This is a genomic window from Pseudomonas sp. TNT3 (assembly GCF_010095445.2).
In the GTDB taxonomy this organism is placed as follows: domain Bacteria; phylum Pseudomonadota; class Gammaproteobacteria; order Pseudomonadales; family Pseudomonadaceae; genus Aquipseudomonas.
In genome coordinates, this window is record NZ_WFGV02000010.1 from 41,752 (window position 1) to 66,359 (window position 24,608).

General features: G+C 59.4%; 22 protein-coding genes. 12 read left to right on the forward strand and 10 right to left on the reverse strand.

Annotated elements, in window-relative coordinates; genetic code table 11:
* Positions 1-82: 82 nt before the first annotated feature.
* From cpdA to GBC55_RS08850, 7 genes are all read left to right on the forward strand, one after another.
* Positions 83-898, forward strand: a complete 816-nt coding sequence (cpdA, locus tag GBC55_RS08820; protein WP_162437136.1) for a 3',5'-cyclic-AMP phosphodiesterase — start codon at positions 83-85, stop codon at positions 896-898.
* Between the two features lie 187 nt (positions 899-1,085).
* Positions 1,086-1,694 carry a YqiA/YcfP family alpha/beta fold hydrolase gene (locus GBC55_RS08825; RefSeq protein ID WP_162437135.1) on the forward strand — a complete coding sequence of 203 codons (609 nt, stop codon included), beginning with the start codon at positions 1,086-1,088 and terminating at the stop codon, positions 1,692-1,694.
* Positions 1,695-1,745: 51 nt separating this feature from the next.
* Complete coding sequence (parE, locus tag GBC55_RS08830) at positions 1,746-3,650, forward strand: DNA topoisomerase IV subunit B (protein ID WP_162437134.1); 1,905 nt, start codon at positions 1,746-1,748, stop codon at positions 3,648-3,650.
* On the forward strand, positions 3,650-4,636 hold the full coding sequence (locus GBC55_RS08835) for an esterase-like activity of phytase family protein (protein WP_162437133.1): 987 nt from the start codon (positions 3,650-3,652) through the stop codon (positions 4,634-4,636). Before parE ends, GBC55_RS08835 begins: the two co-directional genes overlap by 1 nt.
* On the forward strand, positions 4,633-5,157 hold the full coding sequence (locus tag GBC55_RS08840; protein WP_162437132.1) for a TIGR02281 family clan AA aspartic protease: 525 nt from the start codon (positions 4,633-4,635) through the stop codon (positions 5,155-5,157). Before GBC55_RS08835 ends, GBC55_RS08840 begins: the two co-directional genes overlap by 4 nt.
* A 7-nt stretch (positions 5,158-5,164) precedes the next feature.
* Positions 5,165-7,432: a DNA topoisomerase IV subunit A gene (gene parC, locus GBC55_RS08845; protein WP_162437131.1), complete on the forward strand. Its 2,268-nt coding sequence runs from the start codon at positions 5,165-5,167 to the stop codon at positions 7,430-7,432.
* 176 nt (positions 7,433-7,608) lie between these two features.
* On the forward strand, positions 7,609-8,322 hold the full coding sequence (locus GBC55_RS08850) for an ABC-type transport auxiliary lipoprotein family protein (RefSeq protein WP_162437130.1): 714 nt from the start codon (positions 7,609-7,611) through the stop codon (positions 8,320-8,322).
* A 269-nt stretch (positions 8,323-8,591) separates the two neighbouring features.
* On the opposite strand, the gene GBC55_RS08855 is transcribed toward GBC55_RS08850, so the two are convergent.
* A complete protein-coding gene (locus GBC55_RS08855; RefSeq protein ID WP_162437129.1) occupies positions 8,592-10,118 on the reverse strand; it encodes an AhpA/YtjB family protein in 1,527 nt (508 codons plus the stop codon).
* Positions 10,119-10,253: 135 nt separating this feature from the next.
* Here GBC55_RS08855 and serB point away from each other — a divergent pair, with 135 nt between their 5' ends.
* Positions 10,254-11,468, forward strand: a complete 1,215-nt coding sequence (gene serB / locus GBC55_RS08860) for a phosphoserine phosphatase SerB (protein ID WP_162437128.1) — start codon at positions 10,254-10,256, stop codon at positions 11,466-11,468.
* A gap of 121 nt (positions 11,469-11,589) precedes the next feature.
* Here the strand turns inward: serB and GBC55_RS08865 are convergent, their stop codons facing one another.
* The 4 genes from GBC55_RS08865 to GBC55_RS08880 all read right to left on the reverse strand — a co-directional run bounded on the left by GBC55_RS08865 (position 11,590) and on the right by GBC55_RS08880 (position 16,778).
* Positions 11,590-13,365 (reverse strand): molecular chaperone, encoded by a 1,776-nt coding sequence (locus GBC55_RS08865; protein ID WP_162437127.1) that lies wholly within the window; start codon positions 13,363-13,365, stop codon positions 11,590-11,592.
* Between the two features lie 137 nt (positions 13,366-13,502).
* A complete protein-coding gene (asd, locus tag GBC55_RS08870) occupies positions 13,503-14,363 on the reverse strand; it encodes an archaetidylserine decarboxylase (protein ID WP_162437126.1) in 861 nt (286 codons plus the stop codon).
* A gap of 18 nt (positions 14,364-14,381) precedes the next feature.
* Positions 14,382-15,197 carry a rhodanese-like domain-containing protein gene (locus tag GBC55_RS08875; RefSeq protein ID WP_162437125.1) on the reverse strand — a complete coding sequence of 272 codons (816 nt, stop codon included), beginning with the start codon at positions 15,195-15,197 and terminating at the stop codon, positions 14,382-14,384.
* A gap of 42 nt (positions 15,198-15,239) precedes the next feature.
* Positions 15,240-16,778 (reverse strand): HDOD domain-containing protein, encoded by a 1,539-nt coding sequence (locus GBC55_RS08880; protein WP_162437124.1) that lies wholly within the window; start codon positions 16,776-16,778, stop codon positions 15,240-15,242.
* A gap of 166 nt (positions 16,779-16,944) precedes the next feature.
* Here GBC55_RS08880 and motA point away from each other — a divergent pair, with 166 nt between their 5' ends.
* Both motA and motB read left to right on the forward strand, forming a co-directional pair.
* The gene (gene motA, locus GBC55_RS08885; protein ID WP_162437123.1) at positions 16,945-17,796 is read left to right on the forward strand and encodes a flagellar motor stator protein MotA; all 852 of its coding nucleotides are present in this window, start codon (positions 16,945-16,947) and stop codon (positions 17,794-17,796) included.
* A gap of 3 nt (positions 17,797-17,799) precedes the next feature.
* The gene (motB, locus tag GBC55_RS08890) at positions 17,800-18,828 is read left to right on the forward strand and encodes a flagellar motor protein MotB (RefSeq protein ID WP_162437122.1); all 1,029 of its coding nucleotides are present in this window, start codon (positions 17,800-17,802) and stop codon (positions 18,826-18,828) included.
* 56 nt (positions 18,829-18,884) lie between these two features.
* Here the strand turns inward: motB and GBC55_RS08895 are convergent, their stop codons facing one another.
* From GBC55_RS08895 to rsgA, 4 genes are all read right to left on the reverse strand, one after another.
* The gene (locus GBC55_RS08895; RefSeq protein WP_162437121.1) at positions 18,885-19,376 is read right to left on the reverse strand and encodes a TIR domain-containing protein; all 492 of its coding nucleotides are present in this window, start codon (positions 19,374-19,376) and stop codon (positions 18,885-18,887) included.
* Positions 19,376-20,335, reverse strand: coding sequence for a caspase family protein (locus tag GBC55_RS08900; RefSeq protein WP_162437120.1), 960 nt, complete (start codon positions 20,333-20,335; stop codon positions 19,376-19,378). The genes GBC55_RS08895 and GBC55_RS08900 overlap by 1 nt, the downstream gene beginning before the upstream one ends.
* Positions 20,336-20,338: 3 nt before the next feature.
* Positions 20,339-20,746 carry a TIR domain-containing protein gene (locus tag GBC55_RS08905; protein ID WP_162437119.1) on the reverse strand — a complete coding sequence of 136 codons (408 nt, stop codon included), beginning with the start codon at positions 20,744-20,746 and terminating at the stop codon, positions 20,339-20,341.
* A gap of 212 nt (positions 20,747-20,958) precedes the next feature.
* A complete protein-coding gene (gene rsgA, locus GBC55_RS08910; RefSeq protein WP_162437118.1) occupies positions 20,959-21,990 on the reverse strand; it encodes a small ribosomal subunit biogenesis GTPase RsgA in 1,032 nt (343 codons plus the stop codon).
* Between the two features lie 107 nt (positions 21,991-22,097).
* On the opposite strand from rsgA, the gene orn reads away from it, so the two are divergent.
* On the forward strand, positions 22,098-22,640 hold the full coding sequence (orn, locus tag GBC55_RS08915; protein ID WP_007995036.1) for an oligoribonuclease: 543 nt from the start codon (positions 22,098-22,100) through the stop codon (positions 22,638-22,640).
* A 184-nt stretch (positions 22,641-22,824) separates the two neighbouring features.
* On the forward strand, positions 22,825-23,436 hold the full coding sequence (locus GBC55_RS08920) for a trimeric intracellular cation channel family protein (RefSeq protein WP_162437117.1): 612 nt from the start codon (positions 22,825-22,827) through the stop codon (positions 23,434-23,436).
* A gap of 107 nt (positions 23,437-23,543) precedes the next feature.
* On the opposite strand, the gene queG is transcribed toward GBC55_RS08920, so the two are convergent.
* The gene (gene queG / locus GBC55_RS08925; RefSeq protein WP_162437116.1) at positions 23,544-24,608 is read right to left on the reverse strand and encodes a tRNA epoxyqueuosine(34) reductase QueG; all 1,065 of its coding nucleotides are present in this window, start codon (positions 24,606-24,608) and stop codon (positions 23,544-23,546) included.

Consider the following 24,608-nt stretch of genomic DNA (forward strand, 5'->3'; position numbering starts at 1 on the left):
TTCGCAGCGTTCCTCTTTTGGTCGTCCCCCAGCATAATTGCGGCACTTACCCACACCCGTGATTCAGCCTTGGGAGAACGCCTTGCCGAGCGTATCCACATTGACCACCGCCGATTCGGCGTTGCTGGTGCAACTGTCCGACAGTCATCTGTTTGCCGAAGCGGACGGGACGTTGTTGGGGATGAATACCCGCGACAGTCTGATGAAGGTCATCGAGCTGGTACGCGCTCAGCAGCCGAAAATCGACCTGATCGTCGCCAGTGGTGATCTGTCTCAGGACGGGACGCTGGAGTCTTATCAGCTGTTTCGTGACCTGACTCGGCAGCTCGACGCACCGGCGCGCTGGATCCCCGGAAATCACGACGAACCACACATCATGGCCGAGGCCGCGGTGCAGAGCGCGCTGCTGGAACCAGTGGTGGATCTCGGCAACTGGCGCATCACCTTGCTGGATTCAGCAGTGCCCGGATCGGTGCCGGGTTATCTTCAGGACGAACAGCTGCAACTGCTGGCCCGTTCGTTGAGCGAGGCGCCGGAGCGGCATCATCTGGTGTGTTTTCACCATCATCCGGTGTCGATCGGGTGTGTATGGATGGAGCCTATCGGATTGCGAAATCCCGAAGCGTTGTTTGCGGTGCTGGATCGGTTTCCCCAGGTGCGCGCGGTTTTATGGGGGCATGTTCACCAAGAGATCGATCGGGAGCGCAATGGCGTACGGTTGATGGCCTCGCCGTCTACCTGCATACAGTTCGAGCCGGGCAGTGAAGAATTCAAGGTGGGCGATCAAGCGCCAGGCTATCGGTGGATGCGGTTGTTGCCCGATGGTCAGCTCGAAACCGGCGTGGAGCGGGTCACCGGGTTCGACTTTCAGGTGGATTACGGCTCCAACGGCTACTGAGTATCTGTGGTGCTGCCATCGCCAGCAGGCTGGCTCCCACATTGAATCCGCGTCGTGCACAAACCCCTGTGGGAGCCAGCCTGCTGGCGATGGCGTCCGCTCAGGCGACCTGAATTCCACGGATATCCCCGATTCCCCCGACTCCCTGTAAACTCCGCCTTCTTTACCCGACGCACAGGGCGCTCAAATGTCTGGTTCGATCCTTTATATCCATGGTTTCAACAGCGCGCCTGCTTCGAAAAAGGCCACTCAGTTGATGGACGTGATGGACCGCCTGGGTTTGAGCGATCAATTGCGCGTTCCGGCCTTGCATCACCACCCGCGTGAAGCCATCGGTCAGCTGGAGCAGGCGATTGGCGAGCTGGGGCGGCCTCTGCTGGTCGGCAGCTCACTCGGCGGCTACTATGCGACTCACTTGGCCGAGCGCCATGGCCTCAAGGCCCTGTTGATCAATCCTGCCGTGAGTCCGCACCGGATGTTCGACGGGTTTCTGGGGCCGCAAACAAACCTGTACACCGATGAGACCTGGGAAATGACCCACGACCACGTGACGGCCCTGGCCGAGCTGGAAGTGCCGGCGCCTCAGGACCCGCAGCGGTATCAGGTGTGGTTGCAGACTGGCGACGAAACGCTGGACTATCGCCTCGCCCAGCAGTACTACCGGGCCTGTGCCTTGCGCATCCAGGCCGGTGGCGACCATGGTTTCCAGGGTTTTTCCAGGCAATTGCCGGCCATGTTGAGTTTTGCCGGCATCGGCGCAGATGTTTATCAGTCGATCGATTTCGAAGCGCTGTGACCGGCCTCTTTTTCACAGAACACTTTTTTCACTGAAGGACGACGAGACCCCATGGCCACTCCCAGCGCTAGCTCTTATAACGCAGACGCCATCGAAGTCCTCTCGGGCCTCGACCCGGTGCGCAAACGCCCCGGCATGTACACCGACACCAGTCGGCCGAACCACCTTGCCCAGGAAGTCATCGACAACAGCGTCGACGAAGCCTTGGCCGGACATGCCTCCTCGGTGCAGGTCATCCTCCACGCCGACCACTCCCTGGAAGTCAGCGATGACGGTCGTGGCATGCCCGTGGACATCCATCCGGAAGAAGGTGTGTCGGGCGTTGAACTGATCCTCACCAAGCTCCATGCCGGCGGCAAGTTTTCCAACAAGAACTACCAGTTCTCCGGCGGTTTGCACGGGGTGGGTATTTCCGTGGTCAACGCCTTGTCGACCGAAGTCCGGGTGCGTGTGAAGCGTGACGGCAACGAATACCAGATGACTTTCGCAGATGGTTACAAGAAAACCGATCTGGAAGTGATCGGTACCGTCGGCAAGCGCAATACCGGCACCAGCGTGTTTTTTGCTCCGGATCCCAAGTACTTCGACTCTCCGAAATTTTCCATCAGCCGCCTCAAGCACGTGCTCAAGGCCAAGGCTGTACTGTGCCCGGGACTGCTGGTCAGTTTCGAAGACAAAGCCTCAGGCGAAAAAGTCGAATGGCATTACGAAGACGGCCTGCGTTCCTACCTGGTCGATGCGGTCAGCGAGTTCGAGCGCCTGCCGGACGAGCCTTTCTGCGGCAGCCTGGCCGGTAATAAAGAAGCGGTGGATTGGGCGCTGCTGTGGTTGCCGGAAGGTGGCGACAGCGTTCAGGAAAGCTACGTCAACCTGATCCCGACGGCCCAGGGCGGTACTCACGTCAACGGTTTGCGTCAGGGCCTGCTCGATGCCATGCGCGAGTTCTGCGAATTCCGCAGCCTGCTGCCCCGTGGGGTGAAGCTGGCGCCGGAAGACGTCTGGGAACGCATTGCTTTCGTCCTGTCGATGAAAATGCAGGAACCGCAATTCTCTGGTCAGACCAAGGAACGCCTGTCATCCCGTGAAGCCGCGGCGTTTGTTTCCGGTGTGGTCAAGGACGCATTCAGCCTGTGGCTCAACGCCAACCCGGAAACGGGCATGATGCTGGCGGAACTGGCGATCAATAACGCTGGCCGTCGCCTGAAGGCCAGCAAGAAGGTCGAGCGCAAACGCATCACCGCGGGCCCGGCACTGCCCGGCAAACTCGCCGACTGCGCCGGCCAGGACCCGATGCGTTCCGAACTGTTTCTGGTGGAAGGTGATTCCGCTGGCGGTTCGGCCAAGCAAGCGCGAGACAAGGAGTTTCAAGCGATTCTGCCGTTGCGCGGCAAGATCCTGAACACCTGGGAAGTCGACGGCAGCGAAGTGCTGGCGAGCCAGGAAGTGCACAACATCGCCGTGGCCATCGGTGTCGATCCCGGCTCGGCGGACATCGCCCAGCTGCGCTACGGCAAGATCTGCATCCTCGCCGACGCCGACTCCGACGGTCTGCACATTGCCACGTTGCTGTGCGCGTTGTTCGTCCAGCACTTCCGGCCGTTGGTGGATGCCGGTCACGTCTATGTCGCCATGCCGCCGCTGTACCGTATCGACCTCGGCAAAGAGATCTACTACGCCCTGGACGAAGCCGAGCGCGACGGCATTCTCGATCGCCTGGTGGCCGAGAAGAAACGCGGCAAGCCGCAGGTCACCCGATTCAAAGGTCTGGGTGAAATGAACCCGCCGCAGCTGCGCGAAACCACCATGGACCCGAACACTCGGCGCCTGGTGCAGTTGACCCTGGAAGATTACGACGCAACCGCAGAAATGATGGACATGCTGCTGGCGAAAAAACGCGCCGGCGACCGCAAGTCCTGGCTGGAGTCCAAAGGCAACCTGGCCGAGGTTCTTGGTTGATGCGGGTTGGCTTTGCCCTGTTGTCTGCGTTATTCCTGAGTTCGACGGCACTGGCCGAACCGACTCCGCAGCTGCGCCTGTTATCCGAGCATGCCGTCGAAGGCATGCGCGGTGGCAACCTGTCGGGGCTGGCGCAGTGCGGCGAGGCGCTGTGGACGATCTCCGATCGAGACGATAAACAGATCTACCGTCTCGATACCCGCCAAGACACCTGGCAAGCTGAAGCCGTGCCGATCGATGTCCCGATCGTGCCTGCCAGTGGTTTGCCGTGGGGGTTGAGTTCGCGCAGTTGGGCGGCGTCGTTCATTCGCGGTGGCGACCTCGATTTTGAAGGCATCACCTGCGACAGCGCCGGCAATCGCTACATCGTCAGCGAGTCCCATGCCGCGGTGCTGCAAGTACCACCATCGGGACCGGCATCCTGGCTGAAAATCTCGCCGATGCTGGTTCGCGAGGCACGGGCCAGTGGCATGCTGTTGCATTTCAATGCGCTGTTTGAAGGTCTCGCGGTTAACCCTGAAGGTGACAAATTGTGGCTGGCCGCCGAACGCGATCGCCGCGGTTTGCTGTTGATCAAGCGCAAGCAAGTCGTCTGGGATTGCGACGGGGGTTGCGTGCTGTTGAGCGAGGCCGGGAAGGAAATGCAGCCTGCGCAGTTTCGCAAGGCCAAGGCGGTTTCCCGGGATTTTGCCGACCTGTCATTGTTCGACGGCAAGCTGTTTACCCTTGAACGCAACGCTTACAAGATCTGCCGCCGCGATGCAGTAACGGCAAAGGTCGAGCGCTGCTGGTCCTATGCCGCCGAGTTGTTGCAGGAAAACCGGCAATACCCCCAGGGCTTTGGCCTTGAAGAAGCATTGGTCGTGGACGCCAAAGGTGCCTGGATCGGTGTCGATAACAACGTTGGTGCCCGCGATGATGGCGAGGTTCGTCCGATCGTTTGGCGTTTCGCCGCACCTGAAGACGGTTGGAGTGCCAAGCCGTGAGTCAGCAGACGCCGGGCAAGCGCGCCGGTCGAGTGTTGATGGTGCTGGCCTGGTGCGCGGCGTTATTCCTGGCGACGCGGTTTTTTGGCCAATGGGAAGCGCGACAGGAAAATCCCAATGTCGTCGTCAACTCGGAGCAGGGCGAAGGTTTTATCGAAGTGAAACTGGTCAGTAACCGTCAGGGGCATTTCGTCGCCAGCGGCCAGATCAACGGCCAGCCGGTGGATTTCATGCTGGACACGGGGGCAACCGATGTTTCTATCCCGGCGGAAATGGCCAAGCAGCTGAAGCTGGAAGAAGGCTTCGGCGTCACCCTGAGCACGGCCAACGGCTTGAGCCAGGGGTATAGAACCCGAATCGACCGTTTGCAGGTGGGCGATATTGTCTTGCGTGATGTACGTGCGCTGGTCGCGCCCGGCCTGGGCGGTAAACAGGTGCTGCTCGGTATGAGCGCGCTGAACAAACTTGAATTTACCCAGCGCGGTGGCACCATGCTGCTGCGCCAGACAACGAACCGATGAGGCCCGCATGAGCGACTCCCTTGATCTCAGCCTGGACGGTGTAGAACGCCGGTCGCTGGCTGACTTCACCGAAAATGCCTACCTCAACTACTCCATGTACGTGATCATGGACCGTGCCTTGCCGCATATCGGCGACGGCCTGAAGCCGGTACAGCGGCGCATCATCTATGCGATGAGCGAGTTGGGGCTGGACGCCGATTCCAAACACAAGAAATCGGCGCGTACCGTCGGTGACGTGCTTGGTAAATTCCATCCGCACGGCGACTCGGCCTGCTACGAAGCCATGGTGCTCATGGCCCAGCCGTTCAGCTACCGCTACACGCTGGTCGACGGGCAGGGCAACTGGGGTGCGCCGGATGATCCCAAGTCTTTCGCGGCCATGCGATACACCGAGGCGCGGCTCTCGCGTTATTCCGAAGTACTGCTCAGCGAATTGGGCCAGGGCACTGCGGATTGGGGCCCGAACTTCGACGGCACCCTCGACGAACCCCTGGTGTTGCCGGCACGTTTGCCGAACATCCTGCTCAACGGTACCACCGGTATTGCCGTGGGCATGGCCACCGACGTTCCGCCGCACAACCTGCGCGAAGTCGCCACCGCCTGTGTGCGCTTGCTCGATGAGCCTAAAGCCACGGTCGAACAGCTCTGTGAACACATCCAGGGCCCGGACTACCCGACCGAAGCGGAGATCATCACGCCGCGTGCCGATCTGCTGAAAATGTACGAAACCGGCAAGGGCTCGGTGCGCATGCGCGCCGTTTACCACATCGAAGACGGCGACATCATCGTCACCGCGTTGCCGCATCAGGTGTCTGGCGCCAAGGTGCTGGAACAGATCGCTGCGATGATGCAGGCCAAACCGTCCAAAGCGCCGCAGATCGCTGATCTGCGCGATGAATCCGATCACGAGAACCCGTGCCGGATCGTGATCATTCCGGGTGCCCGGAAAAATTTCGACCACGATGCGCTGATGCAGCATCTGTTTGCCAGCACCGAGCTGGAATCGAGCTATCGGGTCAACGTCAACATCATCGGCCTGGACGGCAAGCCGCAGCTGAAAAACCTGCGTGCGTTGCTGGTTGAATGGCTGGAATTCCGGGTGCAGACCGTGCGTCGTCGCCTGCAATTCCGTCTCGACAAGGTCGAGCGCCGTCTGCACCTGTTGGACGGTTTGTTGATTGCCTACCTCAACCTGGATGAAGTGATTCACATCATCCGCACCGAGGAACACCCTAAAGCCGCGCTGATCGCCCGTTTTGCGCTGAGCGAAATCCAGGCCGACTACATTCTCGACACCCGCTTGCGCCAGTTGGCGCGACTGGAAGAAATGAAGTTGCGTGCCGAGCAGGATGAACTGCTCAAGGAACAAGCCAAACTGCAAGCCCTGCTGGGCAGCGAAGCCAAGTTGAAGAAACTGGTGCGCACCGAGCTGATCAAGGACGCTGAAACCTATGGCGATGACCGTCGTTCGCCAATCGTCGAACGCACCGAAGCCAAGGCGCTGACTGAGCACGATCTGCTGCCGAATGAGAAAGTGACGGTCGTCTTGTCGGAAAAAGGCTGGGTGCGCTCCGCCAAAGGCCACGAGATCGACGCTACCGGGCTGTCCTACAAGGCCGGGGATGGTTTCAAGGCGCTGGCAGCGGGGCGCTCGAACCAGTTCGCGGTGTTTATCGACTCCACTGGCCGTAGTTATTCGGTGGCCACGCACACGTTGCCATCGGCCCGAGGCCAGGGCGAACCACTGACCGGTCGTCTGACGCCACCGCCAGGCGCTACGTTTGAATGCGTTTTGATGCCGGAAGACGATTCGCTGTACGTGATTGCGTCCGACGCCGGTTATGGCTTTGTAGTCAAAGGCGAAGACCTGCAGGCCAAGAACAAGGCGGGCAAGGCGCTGTTGAGCCTGCCGAACAACTCGAAGGTCATTCTTCCGCGGCCGGTGACGGATCGCGAGAACAATTGGCTGGCGTCGGTGACGACCGAAGGTCGCCTGCTCATCTTCAAGATCAGCGACCTGCCACAATTAGGTAAGGGCAAAGGCAACAAGATCATCGGCATCTCTGGTGAGCGTGTGGCCAATCGCGAAGAATATGTCACAGACATCGCCGTACTGCCGGAAGGTGCAACGCTGGTGCTTCAGGCCGGAAAACGTACCTTGTCACTGAAAGCAGACGACCTCGAACACTACAAAGGTGAACGTGGACGTCGTGGTAACAAATTGCCACGTGGCTTTCAGCGGGTCGATGCACTGCTCGTCGAAAACCTCAATTAAGCGTCCTAGAGCGCTCGATCTACGATTTAACGCGTAGATCGACGCTTTGCCGCTGGAGTCGGAACGCATATTCACGGATGATATGGCCTTTCAAGCGCCGGCGTGGCCGAGCGTTCTTCATATTTATTGAGTATTTTCACAGTGGTTAGCCTTGTGGCAGCCACCTGGATGGGACGATGACTGCTCTGCGCCTTCCTTTTATTTTGATGCTCGCCGGGGTTCTTGGCCTGGCGGGTTGCAGCGTTCACCAACCGGTGTCGCTGTATCAGCTGGACAGTGGAAGTCCGGCTGCCCCTGCACAAACTGCAGGCATGGCGGTATTGATTGGCCCGGTAACGATTGCTGACTATCTGCAGCGTGAAACCCTGTTACAGCGTCAACCGGATGGCAGCCTCCAGGCGTCGACCGATGGTCGCTGGGCCGGGAGCTTGTCGTCGGATATCGATCAATTGCTGTTGCGTCAGGTTGCCGGTCACCTGGACAGCCAGCGCGTTGTCCTCGCCCCCGCAACCTTGGGCTTCACGCCAGATGTACAGGTGTTGTTGACCATCACCCGTCTTGATTCGGGTGAGTCGCAACCGGCAATCCTTGACGCGCAATGGCGACTGATCGATCGCCGTGGTCAGGTTCGCGATAACCGCATTGTGCATTTGCAGGAACAACACGCAGGTGGCACCGCGGCTCAGGTTCAGGCACAAGGTGTGTTGCTGCAGCGTCTGGCCGAGCAGCTGTCGGTGGCACTCAAGCCACTGGCTAATCAGCCTCCAATTGCTGAAGCCCCGAAAAAGCAGGCTGCCAAGCCTGTGGCACCTGCGGCTGAGAAGGATAAACAGCCGAAGATCCCGATGGCCTCGCCGATCCGGACAGATATGGAAGTATTCAGGTTCTAAGCCTGGATTGATTCAACACAAAGCCTGCAGCGATGCGGGCTATGTTGTTTCTGCGGGGCACTTGTAGCAGCTGTCGAGCCTGCGAGGCTGCGTTCGAGGACGAAGTCCTCGCAAGACTTGTCAGTGCGGTCTATCAGAATTTACCCATTGCCTCACGACTGCTGCGCAGCCGAACGCAGCCTCGCAGGCTCGGCAGCTGCTACAAGATCAAGTGGCAACAAAAAGCCCGCAGACAATCACTCATCTGCGGGCTTCTTCACATCAGGGCTTCAGGCCCGGCGTTCATGCATCCGCGCCAGTTGCCGCTCCAGCATCGACGGATAAGGTTCCATCAACCGCTCCACACAGCAAGCGCCCTCGGGGCTGGCGATCGGCCGGATGCGCGCACGCTGACGGATCAGCACGTCATCGCTGATCTTGCGTTCCACCAGCAACAGGTTGCGGCTGTGTTGGGACAAGGCCAGGGCGTCCTGCGCGGACTCGGTCAGCAGCAGGTCGATCTGACTCAGGCCAAACAGACCATCGCCCAAGGTCAGGCCCAGTTGCAGTTGCAGGGTGATGCCGCTGTCAGCCACTTCTATCTGCAGTTGATGCCCCAGCGCGCGCAGCAACTCGCCGCAGCAGATGGCATTGGTCAGGTAATCGTCGCCGCTGTCTTCGGTGTGGAACAGCATCAGCGTGCTGCCGTCGTTCAGGGTATGCAGTTCGCTCTGGTAGAGAGAAGCCGCCTGATCGAGGCAATCGCGGTAGCGTTTGAGCAGTTCTTCCAGGCGTGTGCGCGGCAGGCGGCGCAGTTGATCCTGGGCGCCCAGTTGCACGGCCAGGACAGCGCTGTGCTGAGGTACGCTGGACACTGGCGGTTTGACGACAGGTTTGGGTGCGCTCGCGAGCGTTTCTTCACGCAGATCGGCAAACGGATCCTCGTCGTCATCATCTTCGACCGTGCTGACAATACGCCGAGGCGCAGGCTTGAGGCCGGCGACAGGCTTGGTCTCATCGAAGCTTGGATCACGCAGGTTGCGGACTTCGAAGGCCGGCTCGTCGGCTTCTTCGTCTTCGGTTTCGTCGTACTCGGGCTCCGGTTCCGGCTCGGGCTCTACGGGTTCCGGGGCGAAGTTGGCGTGCAGTTGACGGGCCAGATCGCCGATTTCATCCTGGCGCTCGGTGGCCGGCGTGTACTCATCGATGTTGCGCAGCCAAACCCGCAATTGCAGCAGTGGCGTGGAGATGTGTCGACCCAGGCGCAGGCTCAAGGCCAGGGACAGCGCCAACAGAATCGCACTCAATATACCCATGCTTTGCAGGCTGATGGTCATCGGCTGCTGGAACTGATCCATGTCCAGGCTGATGCGCAGCTGCCCGGCAGTCACGTCCTGGAACGTGATCTTGCTCTGGTACATGCCTTCGGCTTCGCCCAGCAGGCTGTGCTTGGGACGCTGACCGGCTTCGGCGAGGATGCGGTTATCCACGCTATAGATGGCGGCGTGCGCCACCAGCTTGTTCTTGGTCAGGTTATTGAGCAGCACGTTGAGGCTGAGGATGTCGTTGGAGACCAACAACTCCGTAGCGGACGTGGCGGTTTGCGTGGTCAGGCTTTCGCCCAGCGCATCTGCCTGCTCGTGCATGGCCTGCTTGAACTGCAAACCCATTACGCAGGCATAGATAACCAGGGCCAGAGCGACCAGGATCACGTTATGGCTGGCAATGCGTAATGCAATCGGTACACGGCGATGGCGCAGTGCCCGGAAGATCAGCAGAAAGAAGTTATCGGTTTTTACTGGCGTGGGCCGGTTCACTTGAGCTCGGCTCTTTTGTCCGTGAAGTTGACGCGCAGTATAGCGACAGGCCCTAGACCGGCAAAGCGCTGACGGTGCCCGATGGTCACTGAAAGTGGGTAGAATGCGGTTTTTTTCCACCTGCGGGGGTGCGCCTTGCGCGAAATCGTCCTGATAAACATCACGGGAGTCGACCGTCCGGGTCTGACTGCTGCCATTACCGGCGTTCTGGCACAAGGTGGTGTGAACATTCTCGACATCGGTCAGGCGGTCATCCACGACACCTTGTCGTTCGGGATCCTGGTTGAAATTCCTGACACCGAGCAAGGCAAGTCGGTCCTCAAGGACATCCTGTTCACCGCCTACAAGCTCGATCAGCAGGTGCGGTTCACGCCGGTGTCCGAAGAGGATTACCAGCAATGGGTCGGCAATCAGGGCAAAAAACGCCACATCGTCACCCTGTTGACCCGCAAAGTGACGGCCGAGCAGTTGCAGGCCGTGAGTTCGATTACCGCGAAATACGGCCTGAACATCGACCACATCGATCGTCTGTCCGGGCGTATGCCTCTGGACACTCCGGCCGACAAGGGCAAAGGGTGTATCGAGTTTTCCGTGCGTGGCGAAGCGGCCGATCCGCAAGCGCTTCGGGCTGAGTTCCTCAGCGTGGCGCAGGACCTGAATGTCGATATCGCTTTCCAGGAAGATTCGCTGTTCCGCCGTAACCGTCGTCTGGCGGTGTTCGACATGGACTCCACGCTGATCGAAGCCGAAGTCATCGACGAATTGGCTAAAGCGGCCGGCGTAGGTGAGCAGGTCTCCGCGATTACCGAGCGGGCGATGGCCGGCGAGCTGGACTTCCGTGCCAGCTTCAAGGAACGCCTGGCGTTGCTGCAAGGACTTGACGTCAGCGTGCTGGACTCGATTGGTGCCTCTCTGCGTCTGACCGAAGGCGCAGAAACCCTGTTTGCCGAACTCAAACGCCTGGGTTACAAGACCGCGATTCTGTCAGGTGGCTTCACGTACTTCGCCAAGCAGTTGCAGGCCAAACTGGGCATCGACTACGTGTTTGCCAATGAGCTGGAAGTGGTCGACGGCAAGGTCACCGGTGTGGCGGTCGAGCCTATTGTCGATGCGCAACGCAAAGCGGATCTGCTCAAAGAACTGGCGCACAAGGAAGGGTTGCGACTGGAGCAGACGATTGCTGTCGGCGACGGCGCCAACGACCTGCCGATGCTGGCGATTGCCGGTTTGGGTGTGGCGTTCCGCGCCAAACCGCTGGTGAAACAGTCGGCGAAGCAGGCGATTTCCACGCTTGGGCTGGATGGGGTGCTGTATCTGCTGGGCTTTCGGGATCGTGACGGGCAGCTCTGATTCTTGTATTGATTGACCATGCCTGATCGCGGGCAAGCCTTGCTCCTACTGGTCTACGCTAACCTCTGTGGGACCAAGGCTTGCCCGCGATTGCAACATCGCGGTCATCAAGATGTACTCGTCAAAGCGATTTCCACAACGAATCAAATTCCTCTTCAACGCCGCTCTCTGCGGCGTTTTCGTGTCTGACAGTCTCCAGTGCACGGTAAGCAAACTGATTGAAGCTGTTGGTGCTCGCCACCCGCCGATCCAGGCCGGCGCGGCGTTCGTCGCCATTGGTGTTGATCATGACCTTGTTGCCCTCCTGAAAAGGCAATCGGGGAGCGAGCAGTGTGGCGGGCAGGTCGGCCGCGCTGATGGCTGGCAATAAAAGGCCGCGCAAATAGTGACTATGGTCATCACTCGAACGCATCAGTTGCAGGCCGCAAGGCTCGGCATAAGGTGCGACCTGTTCGATGCCCATTTGCGTTCCTCCGCCACGGACCTGACGAATCCAGCGCACTACCGCGATGCTCCAGCCTTGCCCCGCAACGTCCTCGATGCCGACCATCTCGCCCGCCTGAAGCTCGGTCGGTACCGCACCAGGCCAGGCCAGGCAATAACCGCCGGGGCTGTGATTGATCACGGGCAGTGCATAGGTGGGAAAATGCCGGTTGCTGTCGGACGCTTCATTACTGTCATCGCTTTGCAGCTGCGGGTATTCGATCTCCTCGTAAGGCAGCATGGCGTCGGTGTTGCCATGGGGCGCTGCATCAAAGGCGTGGCTCCATTGATCATGTCCCTTCGCAGTCGGGGACGTCGCCGCAAATTTCGCGTGCCGGGAGCCCTGATGTTTCAGCAGATCACTGAATGAACGTTGTCCACCCAGGTAATAATGCAGGGCGCTCATGCCCACGCACAGGGTCAAGGTGCCCTGGCTGGCGGTGCGCTGAAAACTGCGTTCGGCCGTCTGGCCCCAGGCCGCGATCAGGTGCTGCAACGTGTCGAGGTTCAACCCCGCAGGAACGAGCAAGGGGTTGGCACCTTCGGTTTTAAGCACATGGGCTTCGATAGCGGCGACTAACGGCTGCGGATCGATGGCCAGCAACTGCTCCTGCTGCTCGAGCCGGAATTTGGAGCGGTAACGAGGCCCGGTGTCGAGTTCGGGTGCGACGGCAAACAACCCGTTCGGTTTGCCGGGTTGCAGCTTGATCAAATGGCTCCAGGGTTCCAGCACTTCGGCGAGGCGAGCGATTTGGTTCTGGCGTAACTGATTACAGCGCGCGGCGCCCATCAGCAGCGCTGCGACATAGGTTTGCTCGATGCTCAGGGTGTGTGTCTGGCTGGCCAGTTCGTCACGCAGGTTCAAATGCTGGAGATGGTGCGAACAGGCGATCCGATACAGTTGATGCAATTCCAGCCATAGACCTTCGGGCACAGGACAATAAAGCTGAGTAGCGCGAACCATGGGGCCGTTGAGGCAATGAATCGCTCGCTGCAACGCCTGGGTCAGCAGTGGCGCCCGGTCCTTGCTGAAGCGCGGGACGATGCGCACGACGATCTGTTTATAGCCAATCGCCAGATGGCTTTGCAGTGCCTGGCACAGGTTGGCGATTTTGCGTGAGCGTTCGTCGAGCACAATGGCCTGATGCAGGAAATGCCGCTCCAGGTGCTTGCAGACGTAGTACACCTCGGGTCGCATCAGTTCGAGCAGTTGCAGGCGGTTTTCACTGGGGGTAAGCAACTGGTTGAGTTCGCCCAGGCCCTTATAGAGCTGGCGAGCGGTCTCACCAATGTTGGCTTTGGGCAGATTAGCTATCCAGCGCTTCAGGTCGCGCGGGGTGGGCTCACAGAACGACAGTCGCAACTGTTCAGGGACGGGCGCGCGGAGCAGCAGGAGGGGATTGGTCTCATTCATGCCGGGTAAAAACTCCAACCGGGAAATGGGCAGTGAATGACCTGACTGTAGCAGCTAAGTTGGGTGAAGGTATCGCGACATGTTCACCATCCCCTGTGGTAGCAAGCTGCTCCCACAGGGGATGGTGCGGGGTTGAATCAGACTTTCGGCAAACCCAGACCCTGGCCCATCTGCACCGGGGAAAGAGCGCCCAGGCCTTCAGCCCACTTCACCTGATCAGGCCCGAACAGCACGACCGCGGTGGATCCCAGCTTGAAGCGACCCAGTTCAGCACCTTTCTCCAAATGGATTGGTGCGCGAGCTGCTTCGTCGTAGCGGAAGGTTTTCAGTTCGCGTTTTGGCGGTGTCACCAATCCGGCCCAGACGGTTTCGATCGACGCCACGATCATCGCGCCGACCAGCACAACGGCCATTGGTCCGCGCTCGGTGTCGAAAATGCACGCCACACGCTCGTTACGGGCGAACAGCTCTGGCACGTTTTCAGCCGTGGTCTGGTTGACCGAGAAGATGCGGCCCGGAATGTAGACCATTTCACGCAAAGTGCCGGCCAGTGGCATGTGCACGCGATGGTAGTCCTTCGGCGACAGGTAAATGGTCGCAAAATCACCGCCCATGAACGGCGCAGCGTTGGCCGCATCACCGCCCAGCAGTTCCAGCACGCTGAAACTGTGACCCTTGGCCTGAAACACGCGGCCGTGCTCGATCGGGCCAAGCTGGCTGACCGCGCCATCGGCCGGGCTGAGGATCGCGCCCGGCGTCTCGTCCAGTGGACGGGCACCGTCTTTCAGTGCGCGGGTGAAGAAGGCATTGAAGTGTTCATAGGCGGTCAGGTCTTCGACCAGTGCCTGAGACATATCCACCTGATAACGCTTGGCGAACCAGGCCGTGAACGCATTCTTGAACCAGCGCACGCGGCATTCGGCAATGCAGCCGGCCAGTCGCGAGAGCAAGTGGTGGGGCAGCAGGTATTGGCTGAGGATAAACAAACGCTTATTCATTAACTGTCCTTAAAAACCTTAATTCTCTATAGGGGTGTCGGGATGGTTGCCCCATTCGCCCCAGGAGCCGGCGTAGCCCTTGACGCGCGGATAACCGAGCGCCTTGGCCACCAGATAAGTGAAGCCAGAGCGATGGTGAGTCTGGCAGTGAGTAATAACTTCTTTGTCCGGGGTGATCCCGAGTTGTTCCAGGATCTGCGGCATGTCTGTGCGGATGCGCAGGTTGCGCGCCTGATCCATGCCTGCGGTCCATTCAAAGTTGACCGCGCCGGGAATGTGTCCGGCCCTGGCCGCCAGGACCTTCTCGCCGGAATACTCCAGCGGACCGCGTGCGTCCCAGATCGCCAGGTCGGCGGCACCCAGGCGACTTTGCAGGTATTCGCGGGTGGCCGTGGGTTCGTCATGCAGGGTCAGGCTCACCGGGCCACCCACCGGGGCAGGGACCTCGGTCGATACCGGCAAGTCCTGCGCCAGCCACGACAGCAGGCCGCCATCCACGTAGTGATAGTTTTTGTGGCCGATGACATCGAGCAACCAGATAAACCGTCCGGCCCAGCCGCCGCCTTCGTCGTCATAAACCACGTAGACCGCGTCTTTGTTGTGGCCAAGTTCGCCGAACAGCGTTTCGAGCGCAGCGTGCGGCGGCATCAGGCCTGGAGCGGGTAGTTGGCCGAGTTGCGTGCGTTTGGGGTCGACAAACCGCGCGCCAGGTATATGCCCTTCGGCATAGCGGGCGCTGCTGGTCAGGTCCACCAAAATCAGATTGCGGGCGTCAAGACGGGCGAGCAGGTCGCCGGGCTCTATCACCAGCGCCAAGCCAGAGAAGTCAGACATGTGAGGTCTCCAGAGCACAAAAGGAGGGATTGTAACGCAGCCTTATTGGCCGCGGTGGCTAAAGCTGTGCAGGGCCTTCTCGATGCACTGGGCGGTTTTGCCGAAGGCTTGCACGGTGATTTCCGAGAACGGCCCGCCACCCTGGTCGGCCACGACCAGCATGATCACCCGCCCATTGTTGACCAATGACCTTAGCAGCAGATGCTCGCCACCAAAAAGTGAGCGCAGGCTCGCCGGTAACAGCGCCGAAAACTGCGCGCTGTTTTCCGGCGTCAGGCGGACCTGAGCCTGTTGCGCGAGCAGTCGTTGCAGCACGGTGCTCTGACTCACCTGCAGATTCAGGCTGGATGCGTCCTTGGGCAAACCGGCGCACTGGTGCACGCGAAGATTGGCGTGAGTGCGATCGGCCATCAGGATCATCACCCGTCGCATGCCGCAGGCGAGCAACGCGTCCCGGGCAGACGTGGTCAGGTGCATCGCATTGGCGAAGCGACTCGGTTCCGCCAGCAGCTCGGCACATTGTTTACGCCATTTGGCTAAATCTTGCGCAGTGGGCGCCGGGGCCGCAAGCGAACCTGCCGCCGCCCGGTTCATGCCCCACGGCCAGATCAGCGAGACGGCGGGGTGCCAAAGGTCGGGCATCGCGTGGTAACGGGCGCTATTGGCAGCCTGTTGGTGCAACTGCTGCTGCACGTGGTCCATCGGTACCTGGAGGTAAAGGCTGGTCAGGTACTGCCAGCGTTCACTGTGCGGACTGTCCCAGGCGTGTTGCGCCGACAGCGCCAGACCATTGGCCAGCAATACTGTATTGGCCGGCTGATTGAGCCAGCGGCGCAGGGTCGGGTCGTCATCGAGGCGATTTTGCTGGCGCAATGGGTGATCGCTGTCACGGGCGATGCGCAGGACCTGGACCAATTCGCGCTGCTCGCTCATCAACAGTCGATAACCCTGCTGCACCCAGATCGGCAGGCGCCAGATATCGGCCAGGGCCTGGCAGATGTCCAGCAGGCGTACACCGAACAACTGCTTTTCAACCTTGCGCGCGGATTCGCCTCTGTGGATCACCCGCAGTTCCCATTCCTGGAGCAGTTGCGGATGAGTCAACGCCATCGGCCAAAGTGGCGAGAGGAACAACAGGCTGCCCCAGTGGATGTCCTGCCACAGTCGCGCCAGGCGATGGGCAAAAAAACCGTTGGCCTGTTGTGTGGCGTGCTGGCTGATCATTTGCAGCTGGCGCAAGGCGACGGGAATTTCCGACAACGGGAGCGCGGGCAGGCGAGCGAGCAGTTCTTCGGTACGCTTCAAACCGAGGCGATTGATCGCCACCTCAAGGTTCTCCGCCGGTTCACTCAAACCGCCGTGCAGTTGCCGGTTGGCTTCGCGAATCACACTCAAGGCCAGGGCCGGACTGCCCTGCATCAATTCGGCAATGTCGCGCAACGAACTGCGGTTGTTGCGAATCGCGCTGCAAACGCGGTCATGACTGGCTTGCGGAACCGGCAGGCGAACGCCGTCGAGAAGCTTGATCCAGCCTTCGAGCGTGGAGGGTGTTGGTGTTGGAACGTTCGTTTCGTTAGCCATGGTTGGACGCAATCATCGTCTGCATTACCTACGCCCTGAATGGGTCAAAGTGGCTTTTCGCCTGAACGGCCTATAGTCTGGCGCAGTTTTGCCGATAAGTAGAAGAAGAGATTTTTTAACTTCCGAATATGACCTTGAACCCGACTCAGTAAGTGCTCTCCTACCTATGGCTAAAATAATCGGCATCATCGTCGTATTCGCGAGCGTGCTCGGCGGATACGTACTTTCCCACGGCAAAATTGCCGCCCTGATCCAGCCTTTCGAGGTATTGATCATTGGCGGTGCGGCCCTCGGCGCATTCCTGCAGGCCAACCCCGGCTATATGACCATGCACGTGCTCAAGAAATCCTTGAGCATGTTCGGGTCGCGCTTCACTCACGCCTTCTATCTCGAAGTGCTGGGCCTGATCTACGAGATCCTCAACAAGAGCCGCCGCGAAGGCATGATGGCGATTGAAGGTGACATCGAAGATGCCGCCGCGAGCCCGATTTTTGCCAAGTACCCGACGGTGCTCAAAGACGAGCGCATGACCGCTTTCATCTGCGACTACCTGCGCATCATGTCCTCCGGCAACATGGCACCCCACGAGCTGGAGGGTCTGTTCGATATGGAGCTCTACAGCCTCAAGGAAGACCTTGAGCATCCCTCCCATGCGGTCAACGGGATTGCCGACGCCATGCCCGGTTTCGGTATCGTCGCAGCGGTATTGGGGATCGTGGTGACGATGGCGTCCCTGGGCGAGGGAGACCAGAAAGCCATCGGCATGCACGTGGGCGCAGCATTGGTCGGTACCTTCTTCGGTATTCTCGCGGCGTACGGTTTCTTTGGTCCGCTGGCGCATTCCCTGGCTCACGATGCCAAGGAAGAGCTGAACGTCTACGAAGCCATCAAGGCCTCGCTAGTTGCATCCGCATCGGGCATGCCGCCGTCGCTGGCGGTGGAGTTCGGTCGCAAGGTTCTGTACCCGGCGCACCGTCCAAGTTTCTCCGAGTTGGAACAAGCGGTTCGCGGTCGCTAAATCATGGAAAATAACCAGCCGATCATCATAAAGCGCGTCAAGCGCATCGCTGCCGGGCATCATGGGGGCGCCTGGAAAATCGCTTTCGCCGACTTCGCGACGGCGATGATGGCGTTCTTCCTGGTGTTGTGGCTGCTGTCCACTGCGACGCCTGAACAGAAGATTGCCATTGCGGGCTACTTCAAGGACCCGATCGGTTTTTCCGAGAGCGGCACGCCCTACATTATTGATCTGGGTGGCACGCCTACCCTGGCGCCGGAAAACACCCTCAACCCTGAAGTGAAATCCCAGCCGCAGCCGGACAAGGTCACCATCGATACCGAACAAGTCGAAGGCATGGCCGAGCAGGTCGAGAAAGAACGCCTGGAACTGTTGCTGCAGGAACTGCAGAACAAGGTCGACGAAAACCCGCAGTTGCAGAAATTCAAGGATCAGATCCTGTTCGAGATCACGCCGAACGGCTTGCGCATCCAGATCATGGACGCGGAAAACCGGCCGATGTTCGACTCTGGCAGCGCCCGTCTGAAGCCGTACTTTGAAGACATCCTGCTGGCCATGGCCGATACCATCAAAGCGGTACCCAACAAGATCAGCATCAGCGGTCACACCGACGCCACGCCGTACACCGGCACAGGCGAGTTCGGTAACTGGGAACTGTCGACCAATCGTGCCAACGCCGCTCGCCGTGCGCTGGTCGCCGGGAGTTATCCGGAGTCTCAGGTGGCGCGCGTTGTCGGGTATGCCTCTTCGGCGCTGTTCGATCGGGAAAAACCGTTCAATCCGGTCAATCGTCGAATCGACATTGTCGTGCTGACGAAAAAGGCTCAGGCAGCGATTGAAGGCGCACAGGGGGCCGATCCTTCCGGTCAGCTGCCCCAAGGCCAGGGCGCTCCGGATGAAGTGCCGGCCGAACCGGTCGATCCGAATGCCCTGCCGGCTGACAAGCAGCCAGTGCCGGCGCATGAAATTCGAGAACGGTTGAATCTGTTCGAGGACGCCGCACCGAAACCCGGCGAGGCGCCGAAGCAGTAATCTACAAAAAAAGCCGACAGTGAATGTCGGCTTTTTTGTGGGCGCTGGCGCTTGTCTCAGACGCCGCGGCGGATTCGGTTTTTGAGATCAGTGTGGAAGCGGTCAGCATTGGTCTTGTTGTAGCTGCGCGTGGACTCGCTGCCCGTGATCGATTCCAGGGATGCGGAGCGCTTGAGGTTCACTTCGATTTTGTAGGCCTCGATGAAAAAATCGAGGTCCTTTGCACTGCTCAGTTTCGGCCACTTATCCAGGTACAGCGGCAACTCCGTCGGCCCGGTCCTGAAGGAGCAGATGCGGCGATTACTGATCGTCGCTTCGCCAATTTCGAACGGCACCCACCACGACAGTGCGGTTCTCTCCGAGACGACTGCCAGCAAGTGTGTGCATTCGCTGATGTTGCGAGTGATGACCTCGGTGATGTCATCGGTGGTCTGGGATTCCGGATCCAGCACGTCCAGGTAGGTTTTTATATTGGCTTGCATCAGACGACTGTTGATCTGCATCGCATGGGCGCGATCCATGTGGCGGTAGCTGATAAACACTGGCATCAGAAATGTCCCTTGATCGCGAGTTCACGGTAATAGGCGCCAAGCGCGGTGAGGCGGCAGCCAGTGGAGTTGAGCGCGGCGTAGTACATGTGTTCGGCGTCCACCGGTTCAATCAGGCTGTGGCGGTTGCACTTTTGCAACTGGGCGAAGACTTCGCCGTGAGCCGGTTCAAACCGGGCTTCGGTGGGTTCGTAGCTCGGGTCCAGCGCGAATATCGACTCGGCTTCGGCGAACCAGTCAGGCAGCTTGCGTAATATTTCTTTGGGGATTAACGGTGAGACTTCCCGCAACGAAATGAACTGCGAGACGTTGGTCTTGAACACCGGGCGCTGTTCCCAGGCGTCGAGCGCATTGTCGACAAACGAATAGAGGCTGCCGGGAGTGATTTTCCCAAGGATGTTCGCAGCACCACCGTGCAATGCCTGAAGCAGCAGTCCGGTGAAGACGCCATGGTTGGCGCCTTCCATGGCCGGTTCTTCTTTCTTGCAGGCCGTAAGAATGGTCATGCCTTCGCCAACCATGCTGCTTTCGCTACGCAAAGCGCGCACTTCGCCTGCCGAGCCGCCCTGGCAGCAGTCGAGAATGATGATCTTGTTCTTGATTTTTACGGCTTTGGACGCCCAATTAAGGATGTCGCTGATTCGGATCCCGTCCTTGCTGGACTTGTAATCCTGAGGCAACAGCATCCCTTCATCCGTATCCCCGTCGAAAGCGCCGTGGCCTGCGAAGTACAACAGGGCGACATTGCAGTCGCCTGAAAACAGTTCACGAATCTGATCTTCGATTTTTTCGCGGCTCAAATAATCTTCGGCGGAGGTCAGCACGATGTTCTTGAAATTCGGGTCGCCATTGGCATCAGTCTTGAGCACCGAAGCCATGGCCATCGCATCGTTGTTGCAGCCGTTCAGCTGGGAGAGATGGCGGTAGTTATTGATTCCGATAAACAGTCCTCTGCGCATGGTTCAGTCCGCCGCGTGAGTGCGAATGGCACTGATGATGCTGAGGGTGTTCCAGGCGCATTCCGCATGCGCGGCCCGGCGCACCACGGTGGAAATCCGCTCGGCCCCGAACGGTTTGATCGCGATGATGACCTTGCCCATGCGCTTGGCGATCGCGATCTCCTTGTTGATCCACTTGCTGTAGGTGGAATACATCCCGGCCATGATCAGCACGGCGGAACAGGGACGAATCTTGTTTTCGATGGCGATTTCAAGTTGCTGGTCGGTCAGGGCGCCGACAATCGGATTGTGCGGTGGTACTGAAAAGTTCTTGAAGGTGAATGTCGGGTGCGTAGAGAGCATTTCGACCAGCCTGTCGTGTTTGTCGGCGTAGTTCCACGAATGGCTGATGAACAGGTGGTAGGTTTGCATGGGGGTATCCCTCGATATCGCTGGTGCGAAGAGGGCTTGAATGTAGGTAACAGGCGGGCGCTAACAAGTGCCGAAAGGTAAAAGAGAAAAGTCCTACAAGTAGGCGTGCAGAAGCCCTTCAGAAATGTCTGACGTTTAAAAATGTGGATTTTGTTTAGGCAGACAACAGCAGCCCGCGACTCCTCGGGGTCGAGGAGGGCGGGCGCAGCTGTTTAGTAGGTGCTTTCCGGCAAACTGGCGATGATCGAGCGGTAGCTGTTCATCCGTTGCTGTTGCACGCGACCTTCTTCCAGCGCCTTGAGCAGCGCGCAGCCGGGTTCACGGTCATGCTTGCAGTCGCGGAAGCGACAGGTGCCGATCAAGTCATTGAACTCGATGAAGCCCGCTTCGACGTCGGCACGGCTGACATGGCCAAGACCGAATTCGCGGATACCCGGGGAGTCGATCAACTCACCGCCACCGGGGAAGTGGAACAAGCGCGCGGTGGTGGTGGTGTGGGTGCCCTGGCCAGACAGCTCGGAGAGCGGGCCGACGCGGGTTTCGACTTCTGGCAACAAGCTGTTGACCAGCGAGGACTTGCCGACGCCGGATTGGCCGACGAACACGCTGATGCGCCCGTCCAGCTGCTCTTGCAACTGTTCCATGCCATTGCCGTGGTGCGCCGATACTTCCAGCACCGGGTAGCCCAGCGTGCGGTAGACCGCCAGCAAAGCGTTGAGCGCCGGGGCGTTCTGCTCGTCGATCAGGTCGAATTTGTTGAGCAGCAGCAGCGGCCGGATACCGGCGTGCTCGGCGGCAACCAGGTAGCGGTCAATCAGGTTGGCGTGAGGCTCAGGCAGCGGTGCGAAGACAATGACGATCATGTCGACGTTGGCGGCTACAGGCTTGAGCTGGCCACGGCTGTCCGGACGGCAGAGTTCGGTTTTACGTGGCAGTTGCGCCACGATCACACCGATGCCCTGGTTGCCGGCGCGCCAGACGACCTGATCGCCGGTCACCAGCGCAGGCAGGTTGGCGCGCAAATGGCAGCGGAACACCTGGCCGGCCAAATCGCCATCAAGGGCTTCGACTTCGACCTGCACACCAAAGTGAGCAATCACCAGGCCGGTTTGTTCCGGGCCCAGGTCGCCACCTTCGAGGGCCTCGACAGCCGAGGACTCGCGTTTGGCGGCGCGGGCAGCGCGTTCGCCCTGAATCTTTTCGATGCGCCAGTTTTGACGACGATTGAGTTGGCGTTTGGCCATGGGTGTTCCGTATCAAGAATGCAGCGATTAGGTAAAACGGCCGCGAGTTTAGCACGCCCGGCCGCCTCCCTAGGCTAAACTGCGCAGCATTGCCTAGGAGCCGACACATGCAAAACCCGCAGAATCTGATCTGGATCGACCTGGAAATGACCGGTCTGAACCCTGATACCGATGTCATCATCGAAATGGCCACCATCGTCACCGACAGTGATCTGAACACCCTGGCCGAAGGGCCGGTGATCGCGATTCATCACAGCGATGAAATCCTGGCCGGCATGGACGAGTGGAATACCCGTCAACACGGCGGTTCCGGCCTGACCCAACGGGTCCGTGACAGCCGCATCAGCATGGCCGAAGCCGAAGCCGAGACCATCGCCTTCCTGGAAAAATGGGTGCCGAAGGGCAAGTCGCCGATCTGCGGCAACAGCATTTGCCAGGACCGTCGCTTTCTTTATACCCACATGAAATCCCTGGAAAGCTATTTCCACTACCGCAACCTCGACGTGTCGACGCTCAAAGAGCTGGCCGCACGCTGGGCACCGGACGTGCGTGACAGCTTCAAGAAGGGCAGCACGCATCTGGCCCTGGATGACATACGCGAATCCATCGCCGAGCTGCAGCACTACCGCAAGCATTTCATCAAGTTCTGATTACGAGCCTCGATTCCTGTGTAGGAGCTGCCGCAGGCTGCGATCTTTTGATCTTGCTGCTAAAGCAAAATCAAAAGATCGCAGCCTGCGGCAGATCCTACACAGGTGGTCGCGTTGCTCTTGCGCTCTTTTGGTGCCGCAACTAAATGGCTAGACTGCGCGCCTTCTTGCAAGGACCGCCACCATGTTGCTGATGCTCTACCTGATCGCCATCACCGCCGAAGCCATGACCGGTGCCCTTTCTGCTGGCCGGCGTGGCATGGACTGGTTTGGCGTGGTGCTGATCGCTTGCGTGACAGCACTGGGCGGCGGGTCGGTGCGCGACGTCTTGCTCGGGCATTACCCGCTCACATGGGTCAAACATCCGGAATACCTGGTGTTGACGTCCATTGCCGCGATGTTCACCGTTTTCGCGGCACGCTGGATGCGCCACCTGCGCTCACTGTTTCTGGTGCTCGATGCCGTGGGGCTGGTGGCATTCACCCTGATCGGCTGCATGACGGCACTGGAAATGGGGCATGGCATGTTGGTGGCGTCGGTCAGTGGCGTGATCACCGGGGTGTTTGGTGGCATCCTTCGAGACATCTTCTGCAACGACATCCCGCTGATCTTCCGCCGCGAGCTCTATGCCAGCGTGTCATTTGCTGCGGCCTGGTGCTACATGCTCTGCATCTATCTGCAGATGCCAGGCGAACAGGCGATTCTGGTGACGCTGTTCGGCGGGTTCCTGCTGCGCTTGCTGGCTATTCGTTTCCACTGGGAAATGCCCAAGTTCGTTTACAACGACGAAGCGTGATTCCGGCACGACCGGTGTAGCAGCTGCCGAAGGCTGCGTTCGGCTGCAAAGTAGGCGTGGAATTGTTAAGCGAGTCCTGTGGCCTCGAACGCAGCCTTCGGCAGCTGCTACAGGAGTCCATGCTGTTTCAACGCCCACTCGACGTGTTCTTGCACCAACTCGGACGGATAGTCCCGGCGCGCTTTCAACGCCTCCATCACCGGAATGCTCGACGGTGCATTTCCCAAACCTACCGCCAGATTGCGCAGCCAGCGCTCGTAACCTGCGCGACGCAACGGTGAGCCCTCGGTGTTGCTGAGAAACTTCGCCTCATCCCACATGAACAACTCCGCCAGTTCGGCATTGTCCAGATTGTGTCGCGGCTTGAAGTCGCTTTCCCCGGACGGACGGGCGAAGCGATTCCACGGGCAGACCATCTGGCAATCGTCGCAGCCGAACACACGGTTGCCGATCAGCGGTCGCAGCTCTTCCGGAATCGCGCTTTTGAGTTCGATGGTCAGGTAGGAAATGCAGCGCCGAGCGTCCAGAACATAAGGTCCGACGAAGGCGTTGGTGGGGCAGATGTCCAGGCAGGCGGTGCAGCGACCGCAATGCTCGGTCGCGTGGGGCGGATCTTCCGGCAGGGGCAGGTCGACGAACAATTCGCTGAGGAAGAAGTAACTGCCCGCCTTTCGATTCAATACCAGGGTGTTTTTGCCGATCCAGCCGAGGCCGGCTTTTTCGGCGATGGCCTTTTCCAGCACCGGGGCGCTGTCGACGAAGGCGCGATAACCGAACGGGCCGATGACCGCCTGAATTTTTTCTGCCAGTTGTTGCACACGTTTACGGATCAATTTGTGGTAATCGCGGCCCAAGGCATAACGCGAAACGTAAGCTTTTTCCGGTTCGGCCAGGCGTTTGGCCATTTCGGTGTCGCCTGGCAGGTAGTCCATGCGCAGTGAAACCACTCGAAGCGTGCCGGGTACCAGCTCTTCCGGGTGCGAGCGTTTGCTGCCGTGGGCGCCCATGTATTCCATTTCGCCGTGGTAGCCAGCTTCGAGCCAGCGTTCCAGGTGCTGCTCATGCTCAGCCAGGTCCAGACCGCTGATGCCGACTTGCTGGAAGCCCAGCTCGCGGCCCCAGTCCTTGATGGATTGGGCGAGGGCGGGCAGGTCTGTAGTAATAGCGGGCAT